This window comes from candidate division WOR-3 bacterium (genome assembly GCA_039803925.1).
GTDB lineage: Bacteria > Hydrothermota > Hydrothermia > Hydrothermales > JAJRUZ01 > JBCNVI01.
Window position 1 is genome coordinate 23,214 of record JBDRZL010000005.1, and the last position, 19,565, is coordinate 42,778.

Genomic DNA, 19,565 nt, shown 5'->3' on the forward strand with positions numbered 1-19,565 from the left:
ATGAAAGGTTTTTTATTTTTTATAATACTCACAAATCAGAGCCCTGAGGAAAGGGCTGATCTTTACATAAAGCTTGCGGATTATAAAAATGCTGTAATGGAGTATTCTGATTTGATTTTTAAAAAACCTGAAGATAAAAAATTAAGAGAAAAACTCTTATTCAGTGCAAATAAATATATTGAAAAAAATTTCCTGAAAATGGATAAAGAAATTTTGGAAAAGGCTTTATCAAAGTATAGAAATGGAGAGCTTGATTCAGCTTTATATTTATCAAAAATTTTATACGATAAATTTTATTTTGAGCCAGAAGTAGTTACTTTTTATCAAAGATGCTTATGGACAGTTGATACTCTAAGAAAACTTTATTCCCTTTTAATAGATACTGAAAGGAAAAAAGATTATCAAGCAGCCCACAGGTATGCACTGGAGATTAAAAATATTTATCCCAGTTATCCTGAAATTGATGAAAAAATAAATTATTACTTTAGTAAAATACCGAAGGTTGAGGAAAAAAGACCCCTCGTAGTTGAAAGAAGGGAGGTAGTGAAAAAACCTGTTGAAAAACCTGTTGAAGCTGAAAAGGCTATTAAGGTGGAAGAAGATGTTCAGGCAAAAGTTCAGGAACTTTATAAAAGAGGTGTTACACTTTACAGTGAGGGAAAATTAGAAGAAGCAAGGGAAATTTTTAGAGAGATACTCAAAATTGATCCTCAAAATACAAAAGTAAGGAGAAATCTTGCAGTAATAGAAGAAAGATTAAGGGGGAGAAGATAATGGAAAGAAAAAACTTTATTATTACAGGGCTTTTTATATCTGTAATTTCTTTAGTAGTTTTATTATATTTCTTTGGAAGGTGGGTTTTAAATGAAACAAATAGATGGCTAACAAGTGATGCGGAAAATTTTTCCAATGCAGTTTTTAGTAGTCTTGTGGAAAGTATAAAAATTCCCTGGGAAACAGGAGATGAGATAAGTTTAAGTTACATTGTGTCTCGTATGAAAAGGGAAAATAGAGATATTGAAGAAATTTCAATAATTGATAGAGAAAATACTATAATTGCCCATACAAATACCGACTATATTTTGAGCAAATTTAAATTTCCTGATGAAGCTCCCTTTGATTTAAAAGGGGTTGGTTTTTCAATAAGGAATGATAAAGTATATATATTTAAGCCCACTTTAAGCACCCTTGGTGATACTTTAGGGTATATATACTTTACATTAAAACCAAGATCTTTAAGAGAGGGAAGAGATTCTTTAAGGAGGATTCTTTTTCTTTTTGTTGTAGCACTATCTGCACTTTTCCTCTTTTTATCTGCAATACTTGTTTTTATTTCCACTCCAGTTGAGAGAAGGAAAATAATTTATGAACCCAAATATTCTGATTTCCTTTCTTATCATATTCCTGAATCTGGTGGATATAAACCAGAGGGATGGTCCCTTTATCCTTTTTATGAAAAAGGAGAAATACCAAATATTTTTTATAAAGTTTTTAGAATTTCTCCTGAAAGATGGGGAATCTTTAGTTTCCAGATAATAAGTGGTGGTTATACTTGGTCAATTTTATTTCCCTTTATAAATTCTTTTCTCGATAAATACCTTTTCACAGAGGAGGACCCTTTTGTTGTTTTGAAAAATTTACAGGATGAATTTTCAAAGCTTATGATAAATGAAGGAATTGTTGAGGGTTCTCTTTTATTTTTTGATGAAGAAAAAGGAAAGATAAGAGGAGCAAGTTTTGGTGACCATATTCTTTATAGAAAAAGAGAAAGTGAATTAATTCCAATCTATGAACCTGCTAAATTTTATGATTTTTCAAACAGAGTATCAGAAGTAAAGTATTTTGAAACTGAAAGAGAAGACTTTTTAATTTTAGTTACTGGTAATTTTTACAGATGGTTTAGATTTAATGAACTTATTGAAAAAATTAAAGATATAAGGGATGAAGAGGATATTAAAAAAGTTATTGAAAATTTTAAATTTTTGTATGAAGAAAGTAAAATTAAAGAAGGCATTTTGCTTTTATTCTTAAAGAAAATAAAGGAGGTAGAGGGATGAATTTATTTGTCCTTTTTCTTTTGTCCCAAACTATTTCAACACTTGTAGGAGGAGATTATATAAAGTCTTTTCATTCTGGAAAATATGTATACGAGGTCTCTCAGAGGGGTGTTGCTATTATAAATGTAGAAAAACCACAGGATCCTTTTACCGAATATGAAATACCAACACAGGGAATATCCCTGGATCTTGCAATCTCAGGTAATAATCTTTATATTCTTGATTCACAGGAAGGAATTATAGTTTATTCTTTAAAAGAGAGAGTTAAGAAAAATACATTCAAAGTTAAAAATGCAAATTCAATTATTTCAATTCCTCCTTACTTATATGTCGGGACATCTGATGGTTTTATTGAAATATACGAAGTAAATGGATTTAATTTAAAGGGAAAAGGGAAAATTAAGTTAAATGGGCCTCTAAATTCAATTCAAATTGCTCCACAGGGATTAGTAGCACTTGTTTCTGACTCAATTTTATCTCAGATTAAATTTTTGAAAGAAGGTAACATAACCATAGGTGAAGAATATGTATCTCCATCAAAGCTTACAAAATTTTTAGTTCTTGATACCATCATTTTATTTGGTAAAAAGGAAGGAGGATTTTACCTTGGAAAGTTTTCAAAACCTTTTATAGAAATAGTAAAGGAAATTATTCCAACCTATGTAATTACAGGCCTTCAGATCTATGGTTCCCAGGTTTTTGTGGGAACAGAGGATGGAAGGTTATATCTACTTAGTTACCCTGATTTGAATATTATTTCAACAGCCCAATTGGTTGGTCAGATTAATGATTTTGTTGCTATTGGTAATATACTTATGGCTTCGGTTGGAAGAGCTGGTATTTCTGTTTTAAGATTACCAGATCTGGAAGAAATCAAAACTCTTGGTGGTTTTGGTTCCCTTGTATCTGCCAATGTAATGACAAAGGAAGTGCTTTATCTTCTTGATCCTCTTCTTGGAGTAAGATTTATATCTTTCTTTTCTCCCCACGATCCTCAAAAAGAAGAAGAAACTGAGCTTTTTGGAACTTTTGTGAAGATTTTAAAATTTAAAGATTTGATAATAGCAGTTATAAGGGAAGGTGGAATATGGATTTTAAATGCTGATAGAATAAATGAGATAAAAGGGTTTCTCCCAATAGAGGGTTTTATTAATGATTGTATAGACATTGAAAATAAAATTTTTGTTGCTACTGAGAAGGGTATTATTGGTCTTGAATATAAAGATGGAAAACTATCTGAAACTTTTAATATTAAGACAGATGCGAAAACTTTAAAGTTAATTCAGATTGGTAAAAAATTTGCAAGTCTTCAGGAAAATGGTCTTTTTATTTATGATTATGATGGTAAAATCATAGAGCACAAAATGGACATCTCTCCATACTTATACACCTTAAGAGGTAGAGAGGTTTTTATATGTGATATGACTGGTAAGATTTACAAATTTGAAGAGACACTTCAAAATATGAGTTTTCTTTTTTCTATAAAAGTTCCTGTTACTGATTTTGTTGTTGGTAAAAACGAAATATATGTTGCCGATGCAACTAATAAAATAAAAGTTTACTCAATACCCGCAAAAAATTTGAAGTTCAGTTTTGATTTACCTGAGCCAGTTTATTATTTAAAAATGAAATATCCTTATTTATTTATCTATGGTGGAAGCGATAGAATTTTCATATATAATGTTGGGAAGGATGTTCCTGAGTTTGTAAATAGTATAAGAACGAAGAAAGGTATAAGATCACTTGATTTTTCTGAATCAGGTATTTATGTTGGGGAAGAAAGATTTATAGAAACTTACAGATTCTATAGATTTGAAGCACCAACAGAAATCTCATATTATTTAACTTACGGAGAACTTTACAGAGCGGTGCCTTTGAAAGAAGATAATGTCCTATATATTGCTGGAGGTTCTTCGGGTTTAATAGGAATTGATTTAACAAATATTTATTCTCCTGAACTCTTCTTTTATCACATACCTTCAGAGGGGGTAACTTATGATATTCTGATTTCTCAGAGGTTTTTAATCTGTGCTAACCTTGAAGGAGGAATAGAGGTTTTTGAACTTCTCTCTAATAAAAAACCTAAGTTTTTTACAAGGATTAAGGGTGATGTTCTTTCAATTGATGTAGTTAATAATACTTTTCTGGTTGCTGGAGATAGAACGGGCATTGTAAAGGTTTATGATATGCGTGGAGGTGTTTTTTCAAAGATTTCAGAATTTTCTGAGTTTAAATTTCCTGTGCTTGATCTTGAATCATTTGGAAACTATGTTTATGCCTCTTTTGGGGATGAAGGTATAGGAATAATTGATTTAAGTGTGCCTCACTTTCCGAGATTGAAAAAAATAATAAATCCTGGTTTTCCTGTATTTAGATTAAAAATTCTCGATGATAGAGTATTTGCAATATGTGGTGCTTATGGTATTATTGAGTATAAACTAAAAGAAGATGGAGATTTAATTTATTTAAATCATATAGATACTCCCGGAAATGCCCAAGATGTAAATAAAATGGAGGATTATTATTTAATTTCTGATACTTATGGGCTTGAAATATATAAAAGGAGGTAAAAAATGAGACCTAATGTAAGGAGACTTTTAATAGCTTTATCCCTGGCAGGGATAGCTGCACTTTTATTAATAAGTTATATTCAGGATGTAGAAAGGAAGACTCTAATGAAAGGTGCCCCTGAGAGAGTTCTTGTAGCAAAAAAAGATATAAGCGCAAGAACAATTATCTCAGAAGATCTTGTAGAATACAGAGAAATTCCTAAACCTTTTATAGAACCACTTGCAGTTTCAGATATAGGAGAGATTATAGGTATGGTTGCAATAACTGATATAAGAAAGGGGGAACAGATAACAAAAAATTTGCTTTTACCATTACAGACATGGACTGTTCTTTCTTCCTTTGTTCCCGAAGGTTTTAGAGCTATAACAATTCATGTGGATGAGGTTTCAGGAGTCGGAGGGTTAATACTTCCTGGAGATGAAGTAGATGTAGTAGCAACCTTTTCTCTTGAAGATTTAAGGAGATATATTCCAGAACAGGAGCTTGAAAGATATTTAAGAAGTCCTCAACTTTACAGGGTAAGAGGACCTTATTCTTCCTTTGCAACAATTACATATAAGGCAGTTAGAGTACTTGCAGTTGGAAGATCACTCCTTGCTTTGCCACCAACAGTTACAGAGAAAAAGACAGGTTTTATGGGAATGCCAGAAACACAAGAATTAGAGAGGGTAACTTCAGTTACACTTGCGGTCCCAAAGGAAATTGTAAAAGAGCTTTCTCTTCTTGAGAAAATTTCAGATATAAGACTTGTTTTAAGGTCTGTGAGAGAGATAAAACTACCAGGTGAGGATACAATAATAGAAAAACCCTTAACTGTATTTGATATCTTAGAAAAATATAATCCAAAACCAAAACCTAAAAAAGTTGCGAAGGCAGCACCAACTCCAGAGGTTTCTCCTTATTCTTATATAAATATATATAAGAGAACAGATTTGGAACAAGTAAAACTAAGAGGAAGTGAAGTAGTTGAACAAAAACCTTGGGGAGAAGGAAGAAGAAAAGGATTTGAACCTGGTCAAATTATGGAAACTTTTATGGGTTCTTATATGAAGGGAATAGAAAATGTTTTAAAGCAGGCAGGTGTTAAAGTCCCTGCTAATTTACAGGTTCCCTGCGATACCTGTTTTTGATAAAATATATTAAAAAAATAAGTCCTGAAAAAATAGTTAAAAGATTCGAATATTTTGTAAAAAGGAAATCAAAAACTGAAGCCTTTTTAACTTTTTTATCCTTTATAGGTTTAAGATTTTTCTTTGAAACTTTATTAGAATCTGCACATGCTGTTGAAAATAAATTTGATTTTATTTTACATTTTTACCTCTTTTTTATAGCACTTTTCATTTTAATTTATATTTATTTAAGGTTTTTTTTTGAAAAAGAATTTATATTTAAACTTATATGTTATGGTTTTTTTATTATAATTTTACCCCCTTTTGTTGATTTTATACTATCAGGTGGAAAAGGTTTTGTTTTGAGCTATTTAACAAAAACCTCACAAATACCTACTATATATTTTTCTCTCTTTACTTCACCTTTCACAGTAACCTTTGGTGCAACACCAGGAATTAAAATTGAAGTTTTAATTATTGATTTTTTTCTTTCTATTTATCTTTTTTTTAGATTAAGTGGAATAAAAAAAAAGATTATACCGATTTTAAATTTTTTTATCTTTCCTTTTTTCCCTCTTCTTTTGAGCTCAATTTTTGCTATAGAAGAACTATATTATTATTCACTTGTTACTCCGATTTTTATTGCAAAGCCTACAATTCCAAATCTTTTTTTTATAATAATAATCTTAGTTCTTTCTTTTTTTGCTTTTAAAGAATATTTTCCAGAAAGAGTAAATATTTTTTCCTTTATATTTCCTTTTATAACTCTTTTAGTAATTGTTTTATATTCTATTAAAATTAGTGAATTTGTTCCGAGATTTCTCTTTTTGCCTGGTAATATCCTTTATATTATATTACAAACTCTTTCGGTATTTTTTTTATATATATCCTTTAATAGAGAAAAATTGTACATTTTACCTTTAGTCCTATCCTTTCTCTTGATTTCTATCCAATCTTCAGCTACAATAGTTGCTTTTTTTGTTTTTTCATTATGTTTTTATGTTTACAGAAATTACCCCTTCTTATATAACTTTTTGTTTTTAACTTATTCTTTAATTATAGGACTTACTTTCTTTGCTCTCGGAAGTAAAATTCCTTTTCCTGATTTTAAAAATCATATTTTCAGATTATCAGCGGATTTCTATAAGAAAGAGAAAAAATACTCTAAAGCAATTAATCTTTTATCAAAGATTTCCAAAAAAGAATTCTACGATTACTTTAAATTATCAGAGTTATCTTTTTTAAATGGGGATTTTATGGATTTTGATATTTTTCTTGAAATTTCACAGATTAAATATATTTCAGCCCCTCCTCACTATAGATCAATAGATAATAGGGTAGATTTCTGGAAACTGGAAAAGGAAAGATTCTTGAAAGAAAAAGATTATTCCCTTTTATACATGACAGCACTCTCTGTTTTAAATCCAAGAGTTGAAAGTGAAAATATACTTAAATTTCTTTATGAATTGAGTGATAATATTGAAGAGAGAGAAAAATTAAAATTGAAAAAATTTTTAGCTATATATGGGTATAAAAAGTTTTCCACATACCCTTGACAAAAATACCCCTTTAAATTTATAATTATATTGAGGGTAAGATAGTGGGAGGTAAAAATGAAGGTAATAAAATTAATATATAACGAAAAGGGTGAGGCCGCAGTTGAATATGCGGTCTTAATTGGAATTTTTGGATTTCTTGGTATTTTTCTATTAAATTATGCTCTTTTCCTCCTCGGAAGTGATCTCCTTTATAAATGGTATAATTTTTTTTACTCATTAAAACCATGAAAATCGTAAAAAGGGAAGAAGGTGCTGTTGCTATCGAGTATGCTCTTATTATAGGAGTGATTGCCCTATTTTCTTATTTGGCCTGGAAAATGTTAGGTTTTGTTTTAAGACTTGTTGTAATGAAGCTTTTATATGTTTTATTATGGTAAAGGAGGTCTGAATATGAGTAAAAAAAGAAGAGGTCAGGTAATGGTAGAGGCAGCAATTGGTATGGCTTTATTTTTGATGCTCACTCTTGGTGCCATTGAAACTGCAAGATTTGCTTTGAGGAGAATTCAGATTACTTATGCATCCTTTCAGGCAAATAGGGTTGCTATTGTAAATAAAGGTGATACAACTGCTGTTAGAAAGGCACTTCAATCTATTTCAACACACATAAAAGATGCTAAATTTGAGTTAAAGGATGAAGGAGATGAATATTCTTTAGTTGTTAGAAGAACCTTTCACCCCTTGATTCCTTTTGTTAATGTGGATTCATTAGTTTTTGTAGGTTATTCAAGACTTCCGAAAGGTCATTTTCAGAATAAAGAATTTCCTTATAAATATAAAGGTTATAGCACGTATTATCCTGCTTTATGGAATTCTTCAGATATGGAAGATGAAAAGGAAGCTGGAATTTTAACTTATGATAGGTATTTAAGGGCTTTTATAAGGTGTGAGAATAATAGGTATGAGAGGTGGAATCCTGGGTGGGGACCTTTTGGGGAATATGGTGGTGGAGGTGAAGCAGAAGTCAAGGTTGGTGGAAAGGATGAACCTAATGATCCTTTTCATCTTGGAACATGGTATCCACCTTATGGAATTCTGAGAAACAAAAATCCGGAGAAAGATAGAACAGGAAATCAAGCTTTAATTGACCAGTATTATTTTGTTGAAGCAATGTTAATAGGACCATCTTTTTCTCCCTTTTTGACTTTTTATCCTGAGAATAAACCTTACTGGTCAAGGGCAATTACTGGATTTGGTCATGGTAATAATATAAATAAGGGTAGTGATGCTCATCCTTACAGGGGAGATTTCCTGGAATATTTTTATTCTCAGGGATATGCTATACCAGGATGGTTTGGTTTCTGGCCAAGGTATGAGGCATTATGGTGGACACCTGTAGGTTGTGCTGACCTTGTTACAGGAATTTACTATATAGGAATGGGTAATCAGTGGTTTTCAGATCCATGGGGAGAGTATTACAAAGATGAGGACAATTATATTTCAGGGTGGGGAACAGCATATGCTGATGCCTGTTGGGATCCGATTCGTACTCCATGGGGATGTATCCCTGGAGCAGGAGTTGGTGATGATTTTCAATTTACAATTTTTAATGGATGGTTTGCAAATTACAGGGGAACCGGCTCACCCTGGGACTGGAAAGGGACAAGGAGACTTTATGATGCTGCTTTTTATGTAGCTACTTTTAATGAGATTGAATGGATATATATGGTTGAAGGTTTTATGGTAGATCATCCTGATCACGGAAAATCTCTTCCTTTTAAGGATGATTTAAGGGGATGGGGGACAAAGTGGGATTGTTTATGGTATGAAAGCCCATGGGATGAGTGGGATGGCACAGAAAAACAATAAGGAGGTGTGATATGAAGAAAAGAAAAGGTGCAATTTTAGTTTTTGGTATTTTTTTCATGTTGATAGTTTTTGCTGTTATGGGTTATGTTTATGAAATGGGAAGAATGACAATTGCAAAGATGAGGGCACAGAATGCGGCTGATGCTTCAGCAATGGGAGCTCAAACTGTTCTTTCCAATTTAAGGAATATAGCAACAACTCATTATATGACAGCGGATCTTTTCAGAAGAATTGCAGTTACAACAACATCAAGAGATTTTCCTTTAAGTATGCCGTGGTTATATATATATCTTATAGGTTATTCCTGGTATAAGAAAGATCTTTTTGTTAATGATTTACCGGATGAAACTGCGGAAAACTTTGTTAAACTTTATCATTTTCTTTTTCATATTCAGGATTTTGCTGTTACAAGAATGCTTGCTGCTTATGATTCCAAAATATTTTTCAGAGATTTTATAAAAGAGGAAGCAGAGAATCATTTTCCAGTAACAAGAAATAGAATGAAATGGGTTGCTTGGTTTATGAGTTACTTTAATTTATATGATGAAAATCAGGTTGAAGGTAACGAAATTGGATGGGTCAATCTAAGATTTGATAAGAACGGTCCAGGGTGGGCTCCACCTGGTTTAAGGGTTGATTATGGTGAGGAAGTTGATGGGCCTAACCCCCACAGGAGAATAAGAAATAAGCATGATGAGATTGAAATTAATAAAAAACTTAGTAGAGCTTACAGTGAAGCTTATGTCCTTATACCACCTTCCAATTTTTTGATGAGGACTTTTGTTTCAAGAAACTGGGGTAAAATTGGTGCAATTAAAGAACCTTTCAGTTTTCTTGAAGGTTTTCCATTTGTTGTTAGAAGTGATGCTGCTTCGGGTCCCAAAGAATTTTACATAAGAGTGGGTTTGCCAGATATTATACCTTTAATAGGCTCACTTCAGGAAGACGGATATTGGACATTTCCACAGCTTATACCTACAATAAGAGTAGAAGGTAATAACCCCATTGAGGGTCAATGGCCTTATCATTAAATAAAGGGGGTTTTAAAATGAAGGGTAATAAGATAAAATTAAATAAGAGGAAAGGAACATTTCTGGTAGAACTTGCGATTATACTTCCTATTTTTGTTTTGCTTTTATCCTGGATTTTTATGTTAGGAATGATATTGCATAGGAAGCAGGTAGTAACTCTTGCAGCAAGAGCAGGAGCTCAGTATGCTGTTTATCCTGATCCTGTATATGGTGAGCGTATGGCAAAAATGGGGGTATGGATGGCTCTCTCTCAGGGTAAAAGAGATGAGGTTGAAAAGAGGGTTAAAGATGTTTTAAAAAGGAATGGTTTAAATCCAGATAAGGCAAAAATAAATATTGATTGGTTCCCAGTTCCTTTTGTTCCTCCTTTTAAAGAAGGAAGTGTTCAAAATCCTGGTCAAAACGGAAGAGCAACAGTTCATGCTCTTTACACAGACATGTTAGGTGGAAACAACTGTAGCACAAGATGCCATTCAGGACTTGTCAGACAGGAACTTAAGAGAGAGTTTGATGATGATTCAAGGTATAGATACACAGAATACAGAATTCCATGTGATATATGGGTTGTTAAGGTAAAGGTGGAGTACCCACTTGGAGAATCAATACTCAATCTTTTAAATCCTATATTCAAATCAGTTGGATTTAAAGGTGATTTAAAACAAGGAAAAGTTGTTGCAAGTTGTGCATTTCCTGCTCCTATGCCTTTTGTCCATGTTGTTTTAAAAACACCACCCTTATATAAAGCATTATTTGACATTTCAACATACTTTAAGTAGAATATGAATATGATGAAAAAATTAATTCTAATTTTTTTAATAATGATGTTAAACTGTAAGTTTAATAATCCTTTTTATCCAAAAGCTGAAATTGTTGTATCAAGTAATCTTCAGACTATAACTCTGAGTTATGAAATATCGCCAGGACAAATAAGGTTAACATATCCAAAATTGAAATTATTTTTCAGAGAGATCTATGGTGGAACTTACGGAATAATTGACTCTGCAAGAGTTGATTACTATTACCCAGGTTCAGATCCAATTAGAGATTCTATAGTTGAAACACTTCCCACTTACAGAAAAGGTATTTTACTTTATGTTCCACCTGACAATGAAGTTACAACTGAGTTTGATTTAGTTACAGATGATGTAGAAAATTTATTTGCCCCTAACAAAGGTAATTTTGAAGGTCCTCTCAATGCTATTATGACATTTTATGGAAAAGATGGAAATGAACATAATTTTAAACTTTTTTTAACTTTTACTTTACAAAGAGTTATACCTGATTAAATGGGTTCAAATCCCAAAAAAACATAGGAGGTTTTAAGATGAAGTTTTTAAGGTGTGAGAGAGGAGCGACAGCAGTGGAGTATGCGATGATAATAGGGCTTATAGCCCTATTTGCATTTGCTGCCTATAAGGCTCTTGGAAAGCAGGTTCAGAGGGTGATCCACGAAATGTGGAATAAGATGACAGAAGCCTCTGCTGGGCCTGAGTAATTTTATAAAATTTATGGGGTTCAAATCCCCCCTGCCCTTTAAGATGATTATGCTAAAAAATATTCTGATAGATGAAAGGGCGGGGACGAGTGTGGAATATGGATTTCTTCTCGGAATTTCTGGTCTCTCTGCTTTTTATGCTTATGTTGCTAAAAAAGTAGAAGATTTAATAAATGAATTTACAACAAAGTTTTTTTATATATATGCTGGACCTCCATAATAGATATATTTTAGGGTTCAAATCCCAAAAAAACATAGGAGGTTTTAAGATGAAGTTTTTAAGGTGTGAGAGAGGAGCGACAGCAGTGGAGTATGCGATGATAATAGGGCTTATAGCCCTATTTGCATTTGCTGCCTATAAGGCTCTTGGAAAGCAGGTTCAGAGGGTGATCCACGAAATGTGGAATAAGATGACAGAAGCCTCTGCTGGACCTGAATGATGAAGTTGTTAATAAGGGAAGAAAAAGGTGCATCTGCAGTTGAATATGCGATGCTTATAGGACTTATTTCTCTTTATGCTTTTGCAGCTTATAGAGCACTTTCAAGGGTGACTTATGCGGTAATAGAGCATATGTGGAATGAATTAACAAAAGCAGGGGGGTAATAACTATGAAGAAATTTTTTAAAAATGAGAAAGGTGCTACTGCTGTTGAATATGCAATGATTATAGGGTTGATAGCATTATTTGCTTTTGCTGCTTATAAGGCACTTGGAAAAGAGGTTCACAGGATAATTGTATGGATGAAGTTTAAATTTATGACTATCCATGCTGGTCCTGAATGATTTATGATATTATTAAGTTCCAAATTGTTGGACTTGTTGTGATAATTTCAGTATATACTGATTTAAAATACGGTAAGATTTTTAATAAATTGACATTCCCTTTCTTTTTTACAGGATTTCTTTATAACTTTATGTTTAAAGGATTTTCTGGTTTAGTTTCTTCCTTTATAGGTTTTTTGGTATCTTTTATTCCCTTTTTTATATTCTTTCAGCTGGGTGGGGTTGGTGGTGGTGATGTGAAACTTCTTGCAGGTATAGGTTCCTGGGTTGGTTATCCTCAGGTTCTTTGGATTATTTTTATGACTTCTATTTCAGGTCTTTTTATATCTATCTTGGTGAGTCTTTTTAAGGGTAAAATTGAATTTGTTTTAAAGGGTGCTTTTAGGGAAGGAAAAGAAAGTGTTAGAAATTTTATCTTTTCTCTATTTACTAAAAATCCAGAATTTTTAGATAAAAATAGAGAATTTAAACTTTATGTTCCCTATTCTTTAGCCATAGCATCTGGGACTTTTTTAGGTTTAATAATTAATTTTTCACTATGAGAGTTCAAATCTCCCTAACCCGCATATATAAAAAAGAAATTAAAAAAGCGGGTTTAAAAGAGATTTTTATAATGGAGGTTTGAAGTATGTATTTATTCTTTCTTATATCTTTTATCTCTTTAAATGGAGATTTTAACAGGGTTTATATTCCTTCAAAAGAACTTTTAAAACCTTGTGCTAAGTATGCCCCCTCTTATGCAACTGAAATTTTAAATTCTGAGTTTGGAGAAAGTGCTTTCGTGTTATTTGGTAATTTTGGGTTTCCAAGACTTATTTCAAATTTTGAGCTCTCTGTTCCAGGGAAAAATGGACTGGAAAAAGCATATAACTTCTTAAGTTTAAAAGGGGAAGTATTAGGAATAGATTATAAGTATCTTTCCTTAATAAAGAGCATAGAAGATGAGTTAGGGTATACTCATGTAATTTTTGAGGAAGTTATAAATGGGATAAGGATTGAAAATTCTTTTGTAGGAGTTCATATAAATAAGAGAGGTAATGTTTATTATGTCTCTTCTGATTACTTTCCTTATGATGGGACTCCTCTTAAAACTAATTCCAGAATAACAGAAAGAGAAGCTTTAAGTATTATTTATTCTGACCTTAGCTTAAAGGTTTTTCCAGAAGAGTATAAGAGCGAGCTTGTTTATTATCCTTATGAAAATTCCCTTATTCTTGTTTATAAAATAAGGTTTGTTTCAGAATATCCACTCGGTGATTTTGTTTATTACATTGATGCAATAAATGGTTCAATTGTTGAAAGGAGAAATGAATTAAAATCTGTTTATGGCTATGTATATGGATGGTGTTTCCCAAATACTGGTGCTGATGGACTTCAGAAGTATCCGATGGCAAACCAGTATGTTTATATTGGTTCTTCAACAGCCACAACAAATTCAAGTGGATACTATTCAAGTTCAACTTCTGGAAACATAACAGCTTATCTTGAAGGTCCCTATGTTAAAGTTTTTAACGATGATAATCCACCTGGAAGAGCAGTTTTTACTTCTTCTGGAGGTTCGGTAACATATACTGTTCAAAACGTATCTTACACATGGGATAATACTACCACTTCAACTGGTTTAACAGGTGATGATCAGACAAAGCAGTTTACTCTTCCCTTTTCTTTCCCCTTCTATGGAAAGAATTATTCATCAGTTTATATTTGCACAAATGGATTTTTAAGTTTTACTTCTAATTCAAACAAGTATACACCTGACCCTATTCCCAATACCAATGCTCCAAATGCTCTTATAGCTGTTTTCTGGAGAGACCTTAATCCTGCTGCAGGTGGTGGTTCAATAACCTATTATTCTGGTTCAGATAAGTTTGTTGTTACCTGGGATAACATTAAAAATTACAGTAATTCAAACAGACAGAGTTTTCAGGTGGTTTTGTATCCTAATGGTAATATAGAATTTAGATATAAGTCAATAACCAATGACTATACAACTACAAGGGGTGTAGAAAATGAAAACGGAACAGCTGGTGTTACAGTTTCAACACCTTCAAATAATACTGCATATAGATTAGTTCCGCAACAGGGTGGGGGAGGAAGTGAAGTTTCATGGGAGTGGAAGTATCCTTCTGACGAATCAACAGAGGGTAAACATACAACTGAGGTTATGGTGTTTTATCATGTGAACAAAATACATGATTTTTATAAAGGAACCTTCGGTTTTACAGGAATGGATTATCAGATTCAGGCAACTGTTTATTCTCACTCAGTGGACCAACATTATCAGGGAGCTAATGCTTATTATTATAATGGAACAATGCATTTTGGAAGGGGAAATTCAAGTTATCAAATTCAGAATATGGCAAGGTCTGCTGATGTTATATACCATGAATACACGCATGGAGTTGTAGATAAGATTTATGCAAATGCAGGTGGTTTACCATATAGTGGACAGTCAGGTGCTATGAATGAAGCATGGGCTGATTATTGGGCATGCACTCAATCAGGTGACCCTGTTATGGGAGAATGGGTTATGCCATCCCAGTACCAGAGAAATTTGCAGAATAATTATAAGTATCCTGATGACTGGGTGGGGGAGGTTCATGATGATTCAAGAATTTATTCAGGTGCATTATGGGATTTCAGGACATATACTGATAAAACAACTGCTGATAGAGTAACGTGGAGAGCTTATACCTACTATCCAAAAGATTTTCTTGCTGGTAGAAATGCAATGATTCAGGCTGATAAGGATCTCTATGGAGGTTCTCATGAAAGTCAAATAATTCAAGCTTTTGCAAGACACGGGATAGGTGGTTCAAGTGCAAGGTATGATATGAGGCAGGCTTCTTATTCATGGGTTACAACTTCAACACCTACAGGAATAACAGGTGATGATCAAACAATCAAATTCACCCTTCCTTTCTCATTCACTTTCTTTGGTTCCTCTTATTCTTCAGTATATGTTTGCAGTAACGGATGGCTTTCCTTCACCTCAAATTCTACATCCTATACACCTCAGAATATGCCCAATTCCACAGCTCCAAATGCAGTTATTGCTCCTTACTGGAGAGACCTCTATCCACCTGATACAACTCAGGGAGCAAAGATAACCTATGCTTCCAATTCATCATATTTTGCTGTAACCTGGTATAAAATTAAGAATTATTCTAATGCTAACAAACAAACCTTTCAGGCTATACTTTACAAAAATGGAACAATAAGGTTTAATTATCAGACTGTTACTGATGAATATACAACAGCTGTTGGTATTGAGGATGCAAATGGAGTTAATGCTTATCTTTATGCATATGGAACAGGAAGTGTCCTTCCAAGGAGTAACTCAGCAATAGAATTTGTTCCTCAATCTCAGGTTAGTGTGTTTGCATCAGCTGGAGAGAAGGGAGATATTAAATTTATTGGTAACAGGGAAGTTTATGAACTTATTGAAAGCCCCTATTCAAAATTTGATGTATATGATGTTTCAGGTAGAAAGTTAAGTGTTTCAGAATTCAAAAAGATTAAAAATAATGGTTCAGGAGTTTACTTCCTTATTCCCTATAATTACAAAGAGAAAAACATAAATAAAGTTGTGATTGTGAAATGAAAAAAATATATTATATTACTAATAAAAAGGGTTCAAATCCCTTTTAAATTTAAAAAGGAGGTTTAAATATGAGGAAAATTTTTGCAGGAGCAATGATGCTCCTCCTTGTGCTTTCAGGATGTAAAAAGACAGAAGAAATTACAGTTACCAAGGAACCTGGGATAAGGTTTGCAAGTGCAAGTGAAATAGAGGAGAGAGGTGGTTATGCAATTAATCAGGCTGATTTTGAAAAAGTTATTAATGCAATGAGGAATGATGAAAGATTTTTGGAAGATATGAAAGCTCTTTCAGGTGGTGGGCTTGAATTTCCAATTCCATGTGATAGATTAATAAGATATATTGAAGAACTTGTGGGAGTTGATCTTTCTAATGCAAGATGCAAGGCAAGGGGAAAATTCATGTATAAACCATCCTTTGACCTCTGGATTGCAGGACAGCTTGCTTATGCAATAGATTTATATGGTTATCTTGGAGCAGCCGGTTACGCAGGTTTTTCCGGTTCAATTGCTGGTGCACAGGAACTTGGGCTTTTGACAATAGTATATATAAACAATCAGCTGGATACAGTAATGATGAACTATAATTATAATGACAACTCCCATGTGGCTTTTAATGCTGGATTTGTGGTCTGGACAAGTGAAACTGGAGGAGTTTCTGTTGATATAACAACTGATCATCAGTTTTCTAACGGTCAATACGACTGGAACCCAGTTTTCCACGCTGTCTATCAGTTTTAAGAGTAAGGCTTAAATTTTTTTATTTATAAGGGGGGGTTAAATTCCCCCTTTTTATTTTTTATGTATTTCTTTTTAATTACTATTGTTCTTTTAAAAGAAAAGGGTATTGTTAAAAATTGGTTTATCCATCAAAAGAAAGATAGTTTTATTATTTACTATACTATTGATAAAAATTTTGATAAATATGCTGAAGAGCTTAAAGTTTTACGATTTGATATTAAAAACATCAAGGTTAATTCAAAAAGAATATACCGAGATAAAAATGGAATAGGTGATATAAAAATAAAAAATGATACTTTGTTTTTTTCTCTTTATGATTATTTAAAGGATAAAAAAACAAAAAAATTAAAAAAAATTTTTGTTTATAAAAATGGGAAAATAAAAAAAATTTTTGAAGAAAAAAGAAAAAATTATTTTTTTTATAAATTTGATTTTTATGAAGACAAAGAAAATAAAGGTATATTAATAGATCAAAGAGGAAAAATAATTTTTTTAAGTAAAGATAAAGAAAAAGAAATATCCACAGGGATTTTTCCGGTTTTTTTTAATTCTTATATTTTCTTTATACACGGGAAAGAAGAGGGAAAAGTTAATTCTCTATTCAAAATAAAAGAAGGTGAAGATAAAAAAGTTGTTTTTGATAGAGAAACAGTTCTTGAAATGGATAAAGAAAATAATTTTCTATTTTTTCTAACAGATAGTGATAATGACCTATTGCCTGAAAAGATTTATATTATTGACTCTTTATTAAATTTAAATCTTCTTTTTGAATCAGAAAATCACATAATTATTAAACCATCCTTCTTTTTAAAAAAAGATACACTTTTTGCCTTATTAAGCTTATCTGAAGAGTTTATACCTGAAAAAATTCTTTTATTGAAAATTCATAAAAATAAAGAAATCAGTCAAAAAGAAATAATTAAAAGAAAAGGAATTGAAGGGAAATGGTTAAATTATCCCTATATTATCCTTCTTGAAAAGAAAGAGAATTATTCCCTTTTTGAACTTATTTCACTAAAATAACCTTATGGGTCTTATTTTTATCCTTAATAAAAATAACTTTATTAATCTTCTGCGGTTCTGATTTTCTGCCACTAATATCAAAAAATTCTGGATTTTTGAGAAATCTTCTTATATCCTTAATGTCTTTTATAAAGGTTGGAACAGCAAGGCTTATGTTAGTTACAGTTTTTTCATTAATATTTTGAACCCATTTTAATCCAGTTGATATCTTATAGAGTTTGTACCCCCCAATATTTACATAGGCATTTATGTATTCACCAATCTGTCTCCTTTCAACACATATTCCTCTTACTTCGTCATCAAAGGTTCTATCTCCAAGAATATTTCCAGATTTTGTAAAGAGATTTATTTTATTTGAGCCTAATCCAGCCGAAATAAAAATCGTATCATTTACTGCCTCAAGTGCACCTGCTATAAAATAAAGAGGTTGTGTTAAGGTAATTGAATCAATCTTTGGACTTATTTCATTTGATAAATCAAGTTTATAAATTCTATATTTTGAAGGGAAAATAGCCCTGTGAACAAAACATAAATTTGAACCCTGAGCATTTGAAAGAGCAAAAATTCTTAATCCGACCCCTTTTCCTACGAGATTAAAACTATCAATTAAGTTAAAATTAGGTGTGTAATGAACTATATAACACCAATTTATATTGGTTCCACTTATTCCTAACTGACTTGTATAAAAAGTTCCTGTTTCAATATCATAATATATTCCAAAGGGATTGTCAAAAGTTGAACCTTGAGAAAGATCTATTAATTTATACTTTGAAATTATATTTCCATTTTCATTAATTGCAAAAACAGTATCTCTTGGAGAATTAACAATGTAAATACTATTTTCATTAGTTTTAAAGGTAATATCTTGAAAAGCGGAGTCATTTCTCGGCAAAGGAATTTCCTTTATAATTGCTCCAAAAAAGGGCTTTGTTGTTGAATAAGCTTTAACAGTATCATTTGATGGGTCAGGATCCCCTGAAAGTTGTGTCCAAGCTAAAATACGATAAGTTTTTTGAGAAGAACCTGTAAAGTTATTTAATTGAACTGTATCCTTTTTTAAAGGTCCTATACTCACAAAAGAACTATCCCTATAAACCCTTGCGTTAGTTGAACTATCTCTTATTTCAGATTTAACATAAAAAATTTGCGGGGTATTTGAAAAATTTTCATATTCTATTATAACAGGTGTTGGTGTATTTGGCTCAAAATATTCAAGTGGTGATAAGATTTTTTTAACTCCTACATCTCCTGAAAGTTTTGCTTCCACCTTTATAAAATCAATCATAAAAAACCCTGTATCCTGAGCTGGTTTTGAATAAACAAAACCTATCTTAATACTGTCATAACTAACATAGGCCTGAAGATTTATAGAATCAATTTGATTTTCAAAAACAGGGTTTCCATTACCACCGTATGTTTTTAATACAGTCCAGGATCCCCATGTTCCACCTGAAAAAGGTCTTATTATTATTTCACCCTTTGAGATTATTATTGTATCCTTCATAAAAGAAACATTATAGTAAAGTTTGAGACCCTGTAAGTTGGTAGGTAAATCAATTGAAGGTGTTATTAGACTATCCTGATATATAACATGGTTTGTATCACATACTACATAATATAAGCCTTCCTGTGGTGGTTCAACAGGAAAATACTCCCCGTATTGTGCTATCCTCCAGGAATAAGTTAAATTACCCCCATTACCTATATGCCATTTAGGAGGTATTACTCCACCTTCAAATCCCTCACTCAATAAAGTTAAGGTTGTAAGTATAATACTTAACATTTTTTCC

General features: G+C 32.0%; 21 protein-coding genes. 20 read left to right on the plus strand and 1 reads right to left on the minus strand.

The genetic code is table 11. The features are described from left to right. From ABIN17_03625 to ABIN17_03720, 20 genes are all read left to right on the plus strand, one after another. Positions 1–774 (plus strand): tetratricopeptide repeat protein, encoded by a 774-nt coding sequence (locus tag ABIN17_03625; protein MEO0284147.1) that lies wholly within the window; start codon positions 1–3, stop codon positions 772–774. Beyond that, positions 774–2,057 carry a hypothetical protein gene (locus ABIN17_03630; GenBank protein ID MEO0284148.1) on the plus strand — a complete coding sequence of 428 codons (1,284 nt, stop codon included), beginning with the start codon at positions 774–776 and terminating at the stop codon, positions 2,055–2,057. The genes ABIN17_03625 and ABIN17_03630 overlap by 1 nt, the downstream gene beginning before the upstream one ends. After that, positions 2,054–4,627: a hypothetical protein gene (locus ABIN17_03635; protein ID MEO0284149.1), complete on the plus strand. Its 2,574-nt coding sequence runs from the start codon at positions 2,054–2,056 to the stop codon at positions 4,625–4,627. Before ABIN17_03630 ends, ABIN17_03635 begins: the two co-directional genes overlap by 4 nt. Before the next feature lie 3 nt (positions 4,628–4,630). Then, a complete protein-coding gene (gene cpaB, locus ABIN17_03640; GenBank protein MEO0284150.1) occupies positions 4,631–5,758 on the plus strand; it encodes a Flp pilus assembly protein CpaB in 1,128 nt (375 codons plus the stop codon). Beyond that, positions 5,755–7,293 carry a hypothetical protein gene (locus tag ABIN17_03645; GenBank protein ID MEO0284151.1) on the plus strand — a complete coding sequence of 513 codons (1,539 nt, stop codon included), beginning with the start codon at positions 5,755–5,757 and terminating at the stop codon, positions 7,291–7,293. The genes cpaB and ABIN17_03645 overlap by 4 nt, the downstream gene beginning before the upstream one ends. 57 nt (positions 7,294–7,350) lie before the next feature. Then, on the plus strand, positions 7,351–7,524 hold the full coding sequence (locus ABIN17_03650; GenBank protein MEO0284152.1) for a hypothetical protein: 174 nt from the start codon (positions 7,351–7,353) through the stop codon (positions 7,522–7,524). After that, complete coding sequence (locus ABIN17_03655; protein ID MEO0284153.1) at positions 7,521–7,673, plus strand: hypothetical protein; 153 nt, start codon at positions 7,521–7,523, stop codon at positions 7,671–7,673. Before ABIN17_03650 ends, ABIN17_03655 begins: the two co-directional genes overlap by 4 nt. Positions 7,674–7,686: 13 nt before the next feature. Further along, positions 7,687–9,102 (plus strand): TadE family protein, encoded by a 1,416-nt coding sequence (locus ABIN17_03660; protein ID MEO0284154.1) that lies wholly within the window; start codon positions 7,687–7,689, stop codon positions 9,100–9,102. A gap of 11 nt (positions 9,103–9,113) precedes the next feature. After that, entirely contained in the window at positions 9,114–10,133 is a 1,020-nt protein-coding gene (locus ABIN17_03665; protein ID MEO0284155.1) for a Tad domain-containing protein, read from the plus strand. A 17-nt stretch (positions 10,134–10,150) separates the two neighbouring features. Continuing rightward, positions 10,151–10,909: a TadE family protein gene (locus tag ABIN17_03670; protein MEO0284156.1), complete on the plus strand. Its 759-nt coding sequence runs from the start codon at positions 10,151–10,153 to the stop codon at positions 10,907–10,909. Positions 10,910–10,921: 12 nt separating this feature from the next. Beyond that, entirely contained in the window at positions 10,922–11,419 is a 498-nt protein-coding gene (locus tag ABIN17_03675) for a hypothetical protein (protein MEO0284157.1), read from the plus strand. A 38-nt stretch (positions 11,420–11,457) separates the two neighbouring features. Further along, entirely contained in the window at positions 11,458–11,628 is a 171-nt protein-coding gene (locus ABIN17_03680; GenBank protein MEO0284158.1) for a Flp family type IVb pilin, read from the plus strand. 49 nt (positions 11,629–11,677) lie between these two features. Further along, entirely contained in the window at positions 11,678–11,848 is a 171-nt protein-coding gene (locus tag ABIN17_03685) for a hypothetical protein (GenBank protein MEO0284159.1), read from the plus strand. A gap of 49 nt (positions 11,849–11,897) precedes the next feature. Beyond that, a complete protein-coding gene (locus tag ABIN17_03690; protein MEO0284160.1) occupies positions 11,898–12,068 on the plus strand; it encodes a Flp family type IVb pilin in 171 nt (56 codons plus the stop codon). Beyond that, positions 12,065–12,232 carry a Flp family type IVb pilin gene (locus ABIN17_03695; protein ID MEO0284161.1) on the plus strand — a complete coding sequence of 56 codons (168 nt, stop codon included), beginning with the start codon at positions 12,065–12,067 and terminating at the stop codon, positions 12,230–12,232. Before ABIN17_03690 ends, ABIN17_03695 begins: the two co-directional genes overlap by 4 nt. A 5-nt stretch (positions 12,233–12,237) precedes the next feature. Continuing rightward, the gene (locus ABIN17_03700; GenBank protein MEO0284162.1) at positions 12,238–12,411 is read left to right on the plus strand and encodes a Flp family type IVb pilin; all 174 of its coding nucleotides are present in this window, start codon (positions 12,238–12,240) and stop codon (positions 12,409–12,411) included. Next, positions 12,408–12,953 (plus strand): A24 family peptidase, encoded by a 546-nt coding sequence (locus tag ABIN17_03705; protein MEO0284163.1) that lies wholly within the window; start codon positions 12,408–12,410, stop codon positions 12,951–12,953. The genes ABIN17_03700 and ABIN17_03705 overlap by 4 nt, the downstream gene beginning before the upstream one ends. 86 nt (positions 12,954–13,039) lie before the next feature. After that, positions 13,040–16,015, plus strand: coding sequence for a nidogen-like domain-containing protein (locus tag ABIN17_03710; GenBank protein MEO0284164.1), 2,976 nt, complete (start codon positions 13,040–13,042; stop codon positions 16,013–16,015). 68 nt (positions 16,016–16,083) lie between these two features. After that, on the plus strand, positions 16,084–16,752 hold the full coding sequence (locus ABIN17_03715) for a hypothetical protein (protein MEO0284165.1): 669 nt from the start codon (positions 16,084–16,086) through the stop codon (positions 16,750–16,752). A 60-nt stretch (positions 16,753–16,812) separates the two neighbouring features. Beyond that, on the plus strand, positions 16,813–17,775 hold the full coding sequence (locus ABIN17_03720; GenBank protein ID MEO0284166.1) for a hypothetical protein: 963 nt from the start codon (positions 16,813–16,815) through the stop codon (positions 17,773–17,775). Here the strand turns inward: ABIN17_03720 and ABIN17_03725 are convergent. Next, positions 17,759–19,558: a hypothetical protein gene (locus ABIN17_03725; GenBank protein MEO0284167.1), complete on the minus strand. Its 1,800-nt coding sequence runs from the start codon at positions 19,556–19,558 to the stop codon at positions 17,759–17,761. The two genes, ABIN17_03720 and ABIN17_03725, sit on opposite strands and share 17 nt — an antisense overlap. Positions 19,559–19,565 lie beyond the last annotated feature (7 nt).